Genomic DNA, 8,810 nt, shown 5'->3' with positions numbered 1-8,810 from the left:
ATTGGTGGAGTGGAACGGTGGGAGGAGGGGATGGTGTCTTGCGCGCGTGTCGGGCCGGGGGCTTGGTGGGGCGCGTCTTGCCCCCCCCCCCCCCCCCCCCCCCCCCCCCCCTTCCGCGTGTCTCCCGAACCGGAGTCGGCGGGTCAGATCCACCCGTCGAGGGGGACCTCCTCGCAGAGCCGGACGACCGGCCTGCGACCGGTCACGCCGACCCCCGAGGAGACCCTGACCCGGACGCCGGGGCGCACCGCGTGCAGCGGCCCGTCGACCCGGCAGCGGACGGTGAAGCCTTCCGACATGTACACCGGCCAGAGGTCGGCGTCGGCAGCCGCGACCCCGCGCCGTACGGAGATCACGCCCTCGCCCTCGCTGAGTTCGGGGTTGAGATCGGTCGACCCGCAGGTCGGACAGAGCAGTCGCTGGAACGTCGTGGTGTGGCACCAGCGGCAGCGCTGGAAGTAGAGCTCGGCGTCGGGGCCCGCCTCCTCGGCGGCCTGGACGGCTGTCCCGCTCCTCAGTCCCGTGTGGAACACGATGCCTTCTCCTCGCACTCGGCGGCTCGACCGTGCATGGAGCAAAGATATGGCACTGAGTGCCATCAAATAAAGACCTGAGTTCCCTCAATTAGAGATACCGCGAACCCCCGGGTCGGCTCTCAGCTCTCGCCGAGGCTCGATTCCACCTCGCGCACCACACGCCACATGGGGGTGGACCGCTTGGTGATCACCACGACGACGTCCTCGGCCTCCTCGGCCGGCGCGGCCACGACCGCGTCGGGGCTCCAGGTGCCGCGGACGAACTCCAGGGCGCTGTCCACCTCCGCCAGCGGGTCGCCCTCGCCGCCCGAGCGCAGCCAGTGCCGCAGGGCGTGGTTGTGGGCGGCGACCACGGCCGCCGCTGCCACGTTGGCGCGCAGGGTGCCGTCCCTGCGGTCGGCCCAGCGGGTGCGCAGATAGTCGCCGAGGGTCTTCTCGTACCGCCAGACCACCGACAGTTCGTACGTGCGCAGCCCGGTCACCTCGCGGGTGAGCCGGTAGCGCTGCACGGAGAAGGTCGGGTTCTCGGCGTACATCCGCATGACGAGCCGGGCGGCGCCGCAGACCCGGACCATGGGGTCGTCGGAGTCGGCGCTCGCCGCGAGGAAACGGGTCATGTCGGCGAGACACTGCTCGTGATCGGGGAAGACCACGTCCTCCTTCGACGGGAAGTACCGGAAGAAGGACCGCCGGCCGACGCCGGCGAGGGTGACGATGTCGTCGACCGTGGTCTGCTCGTAGCCCCGCTCGAGAAAGAGCTGGAAGGCCGCGGCGATGAGGGAGTCCCGCATCGCGGGCTTCGTGGAGTTCGTCGACGCTGATCCGGCTGTTCCCATGGCCCGAACCTAACACCCGAATCCCCTCGATGCGGCACTAGGTGCCGGACGAATCCGGCACCCAGTGCTGTCACGAGGGTACGGAGGCCCTGAGACGGCTGCGTCAGGGCTCAGCGGGCGGTCATCCGGAGCGCGCCGTCCATCCGGATCGTCTCGCCGTTGAGGTAGTCGTGCTCGACGATCATCGTCACCAGCCGGGCGTACTCCTCCGGGCGCGCGAGGCGCTGCGGGAAGGTGACGCTCGCGGCGAGACCGGCCCTGACGTCCTCCCCGAACCCGGCCATCATCGGGGTGTCGACGATGCCGGGGGCGACGGTGACGACCCGGATGCCGAACTGCGCCAGGTCGCGGGCGGCGGTGACCGTCATGCCGGCGACGCCCGCCTTGGAGGCGGCGTAGGCGATCTGGCCGACCTGGCCCTCGAAGGCGGCGATCGAGGCGGTGTTCACGACGAGACCGCGCTGACCGTGCTCGTCGGGCTCGTGCCGGGCGATGGCCTCGGCGGCGAGCCGCATCACGTTGAACGTACCGATCAGGTTGACGCCGACCACGGCCCGGAACAGGTCGAGGTCGTGCGGTCCCTTGCGGCCCAGGATGCGGGCCGAGGGCGCGATGCCGGCGCAGTTCACGGCGAGCCGCAGCTCCGCGCCGTCGGCGTCGATCGCGGCGAGGGCCTCGCGGACCTGCTGCTCGTCGGTGACGTCCGCGGCGAGCAGCCGGACGCCCTCGGGCAGCTCCCCTGCGGCGGCCACGGCCTTGTCCAGGTCGAGTCCGTAGACCGTGGCGCCCCGGGCGGCGAGCGCCGCGGCGGTGGCGGCGCCGAGACCGGAAGCGGCACCGGTGACGAGAGCGGCGGAGCCGGCGATGTCCATGGAACTCCTCGTTCGTGTCGTGCGGGTGCGACCCTGCCGCCGGGTTGGCCGCCGGATCGGGCGCGTGCCCGCGGAGGACCGCGCGGTCCGCGCGATCTGCGCCGCCCACCATAGAACCGCAGGCCGCACCCCCGGAAGCGGAACCGGGAGGGCCCGTCCGGGGGCGCGTCGGCGCGCCCGGGTCAGAAGGGCTTGGTCGGCAGGTACTTGCCGTCGAGCGTGATGACCGCACGCTCCCCGCCCTCGGGGTCGGCGACCTTCTTCACGTCCAGCCTGAAGTTGATCGCGGAGATGATGCCGTCGCCGAACTCCTCGTGGACGAGGGCCTTCAGGGTGGTTCCGTAGACCTGGAGCATCTCGTAGAAGCGGTAGATGGTCGGGTCGGTCGGGATGCCGTCGAGGGAGCCCCGGGTGGGGATCGTCCGCAGCAGCCGCACCGCGTCCTCGTCGAGGCCGAGGAGCTCGGCGACGGCCCGCGCGGAGGCCTCGGGCAGGGCGTGCTGGCCGAGGACGGCGGCGGTGGTGAAGGCGACGGAGAGACCGGCGGCGTCGGCGATCTGCTGCCAGCTCAGGTCCTTGACGGTCTTGGCGTCGACGGCGGCGACGGCGAGCTCGTGACGGGCGGTGGGGTCGAACTGGGCGTGCACCATGAGAGGTACGTCCTTTCGGTGGGGGTGTACGGCTGGAAGAGGTCGGTTCCGGGGGCGGAGGTGTACGGGAAGGAGTCCGTTCCGGGGGCCCTGGCGGAGGCGTACGGGAAGCGGTCGGCTCACGCCGCGGTGGCGGAGGCGACGGACGAGCGGGGGCGGTCGGTTCAGGCGGCGTGGGCGAGGGCCTCGGGTAGCTCTTCGACGGTGCCGTCGGCGATGTCGAAGACCCAGCCGTGGAGCCGTACGTCCCCCTGCGCCAGGGCGCGGGCCACCGAGGGGTGGGTGGCGAGGTTCGCCAGCTGCGCGGCGACGTTCTCCCGTACGAGGGCGGTCACGTCCCCCTCTCGTCCGGCGGCCGCGGTGCGGGCCAGGGAGGCGTCGGCGTGCCGCAGCCAGGCGGCGACGGCGGGCGCGCCGCTCAGGTCGCGGCCCTCGGCGAGCGCGGTCATGGCGCCGCAGGCGGAGTGCCCGCAGACGATGACGTCCCGCACGCCGAGGACGGTGACGGCGTACTCGACGCCCGCGGCGACGCCGTCGGTGCCCGGTGTGTGGGCGGGGACGAGGTTTCCGGCGGTGCGGACGACGAAGAGTTCGCCGGGGTCGGTCTGGGTGATGAGTTCGGGGACGACGCGGGCGTCGGAGCAGCCGATGAACAGCGTGCCGGGGCGGTGGACGGTGGCCAGGCGGGCGAAGAGCCCTGCCTTGGCGGGGAAGACCTCCCGCTGGAAGCGGGAGATTCCCTCGGCGAGATGAGGCATGTCCTCACCCTGCACGACCAGCACCTATAGCGTCCAAGACCCCTTGTCGATCTCTGCTATAGCTGACATCTATGGCTGTCGCTAGAGTCGATGGCATGCAGCCGGAACTCCGCCATCTCCGCTACCTGCTCGCCGTCGCCGAGCACGCCAACTTCACCCGGGCCGCAGAGGAGCTCCGGATCGCCCAGCCCACGCTCTCCCAGCAGATCAAGCAGCTGGAGAAGGCCCTCGGGGTGCTGCTCCTCGACCGCAGTGGCCGCACGGTGCGCCTCACGGACGCCGGGGAGGCCTACGCGGGCTACGCGCGGCGCGCGCTCCAGGACCTGGCGGCGGGCGAGCGGGCCGTGCTCGACGTGCACGATCTCTCGCGGGGCCGGCTCCGGCTCGCCGCGACCCCCACCTTCACGTATCTCACGGGCCCGCTGGTCGCCGGCTTCCACACCAGGCATCCCGCGATCGCCGTGGAGGTGCGGGAGTTGCCCCAGGACCGCATCGAGGCCGAGCTCCTCGCCGACCGCCTCGACCTCGGCATCGCCTTCCGGGGCGACCATCTGCCGGGCATCGAGGACACCGCGCTGTTCGACGAGACCCTGGGGCTCGTCGTCGGCCCCGGCCACCCCTTCGCCGGCCGTACCGAGCCCGTACCGGCAGAGGAGCTGAACCGTCATCACCTCGCCCTGCTCAGCGAGGACTTCGCCACCCGACGGCACGTCGACGCGTACGTCTCCGCGCACGGCCTCCGCCCACGGATCGCGGTGGAGGCCAACGCCGTCAGCGCGCTGACCGAGATCGTCCGGCGGACCGCGCTCGCCACCGTCCTGCCGGACGCCGTCACCCGGGACCATCCGCGTCTGACCACCGTCCCGCTCTCCCCCGCCCTGCCGACCCGGAGCGTCACCCTCCTCCGCCGGGCGGCGGGCTACCGGAGTGCGGCCACGCGCGCGTTCACCGCACTGGCGACGGAGTGGGACGGGGCCGAGGGGGGTCAACCGATCGGATGACCCAGGGGTCCACCGTTGCGGGCGCCGGAGGCAGCCGGGACGGTGACCGTCCACCTGGGGGGACGGACCCAGGATGGAAGGGAAGCGGGCCACGGAGCACCGACGGCCCCCGCAGACCACCGAGTTCACTGGAGCAGACCCCATGAAGCACGTGAAGAAGACCTCGCGCACCCGTGTCGTGACCGGTGGTGCGATCGTCGCCGCGCTCGCCCTCGGTGGCTTCGGTGCCTACTCGGCCAGCGCGACCGGCGAGAACGCGGCGGCCGCCCCCGCCGCCGCGGTCGCCAAGGCGGACGCCAGGAACAAGAACACCACGCAGACCACGCACCTGACGATCGAGGCCGCCACCAAGGCCGCGCAGGCGACGCTGGACGCCGCCGAGAAGGAGAACCAGCGCGTCTCCGTCGCCGTCGTCGACCGAAACGGCAACACCATCGTCACCCTCCGCGGCGACGGTGCGGGCCCGCAGTCCTACGAGTCGGCCGAGAAGAAGGCGTACACCGCCGTCTCCTGGAACGCCCCGACCTCCGTCCTCGCCGGCCGCCTCGCCCAGGCCCCGAACCTGAAGGACATCCCCGGCACCCTCTTCCTCGCCGGCGGCGCGCCGGTGACCGCCAAGGGCGCGCCGATCGCGGGCATCGGTGTCGCGGGCGCCCCCTCGGGCGACCTCGACGAGAAGTTCGCCCAGGCCGGCGTCGCCGCCCTCGGCAAGTAGTCGCAGCAGCCCGGCGCCGGCACCCGCACGAGGAGGCCGGCGGCGGTCACGATGACCGGGAGCCAGAACCGCCCGCACCCGCACCCGCACGAGGAGGCCACCATGAACGCGCTCGACGACACCCTCCTGGCGGCCGCCGCGCACGGCGACACCGCCGCCGTGCGCGCGGCCCTCGCCGCGGGCGCCCGGGTCGGGGCCCGGGACCGGCGCCGCCGCACCCCGCTGCTGCACGCGGCCCGGCACGACCACGTCGAAGCCGCCCGGATCCTCCTCGCGGCGGGCGCGGACCCGAACGCGCAGGACGACCGGTGCGACACCCCCTGGCTGGTCACCGGCGTCACGGGCGGCGTGACGATGATGCGGACCCTGCTCGCCGCGGGACCGGACCTCGGGCTCACCGACCGTTACGGCGGTACGGCCCTGATCCCGGCGGCCGAACGGGGCCACGTGGCCTACGTGCGGGCCGTCCTCGCGGAGACGGCCATCGACGTCGACCACGTCAACCGGCTGGGCTGGACGGCACTCCTGGAGGCCGTGATCCTCGGTACGGGCGGCCGCGCGCACCAGGACGTCGTCGCCCTCCTCCTGGCGGCGGGCGCCGACCCCGAACTCCCGGACCCGCACGGCGACACGGCCCTCCACCACGCCGACCGGCACGGCCTCACGGAGATCGCCGGCCTCCTCGGAAGGGCGACCGGGAGCGCAACCGGCAACACGACCGGGAGCCGCTCCGGGAGCCGCTCCGGAAACGCCGCCGGAAGCTCCGCCGGAGCGGTCCGGCGGAGCACCGTCACGGCTGGACGAGCCCCCGGCTGATCACGAGGCGCTGGATCTGGTTGGTGCCCTCGAAGATCTGGGTGATCTTGGCTTCGCGCATGTAGCGCTCGACCGGGAAGTCCCGCGTGTAGCCGTAGCCGCCGAGGACCTGGACCGCGTCCGTGGTGACCTTCATGGCCGTGTCGGTGGCGATGAGCTTGGCCGCGCTGGCCTGACGGCTGAAGGGGCGGCCGAGGTCGCGGCGGCGGGCCGCGTCCAGGTAGGTGGCGCGGGCCGCGTCGACGGCTGCGGCCATGTCGGCGAGGAGGAAGCCGAGGCCCTGGTGGTCGATGATCCGGCGGCCGAAGGTCGTGCGCTCGTTGGCGTACCCCACGGCTGCGTCGAGGGCGGCCTGGGCGAGGCCCGTGGCGCAGGCGGCGATGCCGAGGCGGCCGCTGTCGAGGGCGCTGAAGGCGATCTGGAGACCCTGGCCCTCGTCCCCGACGAGCCGGTCGGCGTCGAGGAGCGCGCCGTCCCAGTACGCGGAGGTGGTGGGGACGGCCTGGAGGCCCATCTTGCGCTCGGGGGCGCCGAAGCTCAGACCTTCGGTGGTGCCGGGGGCGAGGAAGCAGGAGATGCCGTGGCTCCCGGGGGCCGTCCTGGCGAAGAGCGCGTAGAAGTCGGCCCTGCCGCCGTGGGTGATCCATGCCTTGGTCCCGGTGATCCGGTACCCGCCGCCGTCCTGTCGCTCGGCCTTGCAGGCGAGGGCGGCCGCGTCGGAGCCGGCCTGCGGCTCGGAGAGGCTGTAGCCGCCGATGGCGCGGCCCTCCAGTATCTCGGGCAGCCACCGCTCCTTCTGCTCGGTGGTGCCGAAGGTGTGGAGCGGGTGGCAGGCGAGGGTGTGGACGCTGGTGGCGACGGCGACGGCCGCCCAGCGAGCGGCGAGCTCCTCGAGAACCTGCAGGTAGACCTCGTACGGCTGGCCTCCGCCGCCGTACTCCTCCGGGTACGGCAGACCGAGCAGTCCTGCCTCGCCGAGGGTGGCGAACAGTCCTTCGGGGTATTTCTCGGCGGCCTCGTACTCGTCCACCCGCGGAGAGAGCTCCTTGTCGGCGATCTCCCGGGTGAGGGCGATGAGGTCCGCTGCCTCGGGGGTGGGAAGCAGGCGGTCGACATCCATGGCGACTCCAGCGGCGCGCAAAGTGGTACTGGGGAAGGTACTGCAGTACCGCTTAGAGTAGCGCAGGTGGGGGACGTCGTAACCCTCCCGGAACGCCGGCCTGGAATACTGTCCGGGTGATCGAGACCTCAGCCGCCGACGCCCCGAAGCTGACGGGCCGCGGCGCGGCCCGCCGCTCCGCCCTCTTCGAGGAGCTCGTCGCCCTCCTCGTCGGCGAGGGATTCGCCCGGCTGACGCTCGACGATCTCGCCGCCCGCCTCCGCTGCTCCAAGCGGACCCTGTACGGCCTGGCCGGCAGCAAGGAGCAGCTGGTCCGGGCGGCGGTCGTGCACTTCTTCCGGCGCGCCACGGCCCGGGTCGAGGCGGTCCTGGCCGCCGCGACCGACCCCGCCGAGCGGCTGGCCGCCTATCTGAGGGCTGTCTCGGCCGAGCTGGCGCCGGTCTCGCCGCAGTTCTTCGACGACGTGGCGGCCTTCGAACCGGCGGCGGAGGTGTACGAGCGCAACACGCGCGCGGCGGCCGGCCGGGTCCAGCAGCTCATCGAGGAGGGCGTCCGGGCCGGTGTCTTCCGCGAGGTCCACGTGACCTTCGCGGCCGACGTCATCTCCTCGGTGATGGTCCGCATCCAGCGCCGCCAGGTCGCCGCGGCGACCGGCCTCGCCGACGCGGAGGCCTACGAGCAGCTGGCCGAGCTGCTCCTGAGCGGCCTCCGCAGGACCTGAGGCCGCGTTCAGTTCCTGAAGGCCTCAGAGGCTTAATTCAGGATATGAGTTAAACCTCAAGAGAAGAGGGCGCCCAAGGGCCCCACGGCGGTATGTTGCGCTCAGGACTACTTCACCTGGGGGCCCCAGTGACCACGCGGAACGGCCGCACCGTGCGAGACCTACGACGCGAGAACCGCACCGCCGTCCTCCAGCGCCTCTACTTCGACGGACCGCTGAGCCGCTTCTCGCTCGGCCCGGCGACCGGCCTCAGCTCGGGCTCCGTCAGCAACGTCGTCGCGGAGCTCGTCGCGGAGGGCCTCGTCGAGGAGGCGGGCAGCGTCGACTCGGCCGGCGGACGCCCCCGTACGCTGCTCCGGATCTCCCCCGGCAGCGGCTTCATGATCGGCGTCGACGTCGGCGAGACCCGGGTCAGGATCGAGCTCTTCGACCTCACCCTCACCGAACTCGCGCGCACCGAACGCCCGTTGGCCTTCGACAGCCCGAACCCCCACGACCGGTACGAGGTCGGGGTCGTCGTCGGACACGTCCGGGAGGGCATCGCCGAGGTGCTGCGCCTCGCGGACGTGCCCGCGGACCGGCTCCTCGGCGTCGGCGTCGGCGTGCCCGGCATCGTCGCCCGCACCGCCGAGGACGGCGCGGTCGTGCACGGCCAGACCATCGGCTGGGACGCGGTCCCCCTGGAGCGACTCCTCCGCGCCGCCGTCGACCTGCCCGAGTCCGTCCCGTACTGGATCGACAACGGCGCCAAGACCCTCGGCCAGGCCGAGATGTGGTTCGGCGC

Annotated in this window: 11 protein-coding genes; 5 read left to right on the top strand and 6 right to left on the bottom strand. The window is 72.7% G+C overall.

Annotation, left to right across the window (positions count from 1 at the left end; all coding sequences use genetic code 11):
* Positions 1–143: 143 nt before the first annotated feature.
* The 5 genes from ACZ4XX_RS39885 to ACZ4XX_RS39865 form a co-directional block, all read right to left on the bottom strand.
* A complete protein-coding gene (locus ACZ4XX_RS39885) occupies positions 144–533 on the bottom strand; it encodes a zinc ribbon domain-containing protein (protein WP_468512712.1) in 390 nt (129 codons plus the stop codon).
* 122 nt (positions 534–655) lie between these two features.
* The gene (locus ACZ4XX_RS39880) at positions 656–1,372 is read right to left on the bottom strand and encodes a TetR family transcriptional regulator (RefSeq protein WP_030327028.1); all 717 of its coding nucleotides are present in this window, start codon (positions 1,370–1,372) and stop codon (positions 656–658) included.
* A gap of 110 nt (positions 1,373–1,482) precedes the next feature.
* Positions 1,483–2,244 (bottom strand): SDR family NAD(P)-dependent oxidoreductase, encoded by a 762-nt coding sequence (locus ACZ4XX_RS39875; protein ID WP_468512711.1) that lies wholly within the window; start codon positions 2,242–2,244, stop codon positions 1,483–1,485.
* A gap of 182 nt (positions 2,245–2,426) precedes the next feature.
* A complete protein-coding gene (gene cynS / locus ACZ4XX_RS39870) occupies positions 2,427–2,894 on the bottom strand; it encodes a cyanase (RefSeq protein ID WP_383593243.1) in 468 nt (155 codons plus the stop codon).
* Positions 2,895–3,058: 164 nt separating this feature from the next.
* The gene (locus ACZ4XX_RS39865; protein ID WP_468512710.1) at positions 3,059–3,652 is read right to left on the bottom strand and encodes a carbonic anhydrase; all 594 of its coding nucleotides are present in this window, start codon (positions 3,650–3,652) and stop codon (positions 3,059–3,061) included.
* Between the two features lie 95 nt (positions 3,653–3,747).
* Here ACZ4XX_RS39865 and cynR point away from each other — a divergent pair, with 95 nt between their 5' ends.
* The 3 genes from cynR (at position 3,748) to ACZ4XX_RS39850 (ending at position 6,184) form a co-directional block, all read left to right on the top strand.
* A complete protein-coding gene (cynR, locus tag ACZ4XX_RS39860) occupies positions 3,748–4,653 on the top strand; it encodes a transcriptional regulator CynR (protein ID WP_468512709.1) in 906 nt (301 codons plus the stop codon).
* Between the two features lie 151 nt (positions 4,654–4,804).
* Positions 4,805–5,368 (top strand): GlcG/HbpS family heme-binding protein, encoded by a 564-nt coding sequence (locus ACZ4XX_RS39855; RefSeq protein WP_468512715.1) that lies wholly within the window; start codon positions 4,805–4,807, stop codon positions 5,366–5,368.
* A 102-nt stretch (positions 5,369–5,470) separates the two neighbouring features.
* Complete coding sequence (locus ACZ4XX_RS39850) at positions 5,471–6,184, top strand: ankyrin repeat domain-containing protein (protein ID WP_468512708.1); 714 nt, start codon at positions 5,471–5,473, stop codon at positions 6,182–6,184.
* Here ACZ4XX_RS39850 and ACZ4XX_RS39845 read toward each other — a convergent pair.
* The gene (locus tag ACZ4XX_RS39845) at positions 6,159–7,304 is read right to left on the bottom strand and encodes an acyl-CoA dehydrogenase family protein (RefSeq protein WP_468512707.1); all 1,146 of its coding nucleotides are present in this window, start codon (positions 7,302–7,304) and stop codon (positions 6,159–6,161) included. The genes ACZ4XX_RS39850 and ACZ4XX_RS39845 overlap by 26 nt on opposite strands.
* A 116-nt stretch (positions 7,305–7,420) precedes the next feature.
* Between ACZ4XX_RS39845 and ACZ4XX_RS39840 the strand changes: the two genes are divergently transcribed.
* Both ACZ4XX_RS39840 and ACZ4XX_RS39835 read left to right on the top strand, forming a co-directional pair.
* Entirely contained in the window at positions 7,421–8,026 is a 606-nt protein-coding gene (locus ACZ4XX_RS39840; RefSeq protein WP_079041962.1) for a TetR/AcrR family transcriptional regulator, read from the top strand.
* A gap of 128 nt (positions 8,027–8,154) precedes the next feature.
* Positions 8,155–8,810 (top strand): ROK family protein (locus ACZ4XX_RS39835; RefSeq protein ID WP_468512706.1); only part of this gene is annotated, 656 nt, incomplete at its 3' end.

This window comes from Streptomyces sp. NPDC029956 (assembly GCF_055574655.1).
This window is presented reverse-complemented; position numbering and strand designations above follow the sequence as displayed.

Bases quoted from the DNA above. Each gene is read 5' to 3' on its own strand.
- ACZ4XX_RS39880 (WP_030327028.1), bottom strand. From the start codon at position 1,372: ATGGGAACAGCCGGATCAGCGTCGACGAACTCCACGAAGCCCGCGATG.
- ACZ4XX_RS39875 (WP_468512711.1), bottom strand. From the start codon at position 2,244: ATGGACATCGCCGGCTCCGCCGCTCTCGTCACCGGTGCCGCTTCCGGT.
- cynS (WP_383593243.1), bottom strand. From the start codon at position 2,894: ATGGTGCACGCCCAGTTCGACCCCACCGCCCGTCACGAGCTCGCCGTC.
- ACZ4XX_RS39865 (WP_468512710.1), bottom strand. From the start codon at position 3,652: ATGCCTCATCTCGCCGAGGGAATCTCCCGCTTCCAGCGGGAGGTCTTC.
- cynR (WP_468512709.1), top strand. From the start codon at position 3,748: ATGCAGCCGGAACTCCGCCATCTCCGCTACCTGCTCGCCGTCGCCGAG.
- ACZ4XX_RS39850 (WP_468512708.1), top strand. From the start codon at position 5,471: ATGAACGCGCTCGACGACACCCTCCTGGCGGCCGCCGCGCACGGCGAC.
- ACZ4XX_RS39845 (WP_468512707.1), bottom strand. From the start codon at position 7,304: ATGGATGTCGACCGCCTGCTTCCCACCCCCGAGGCAGCGGACCTCATC.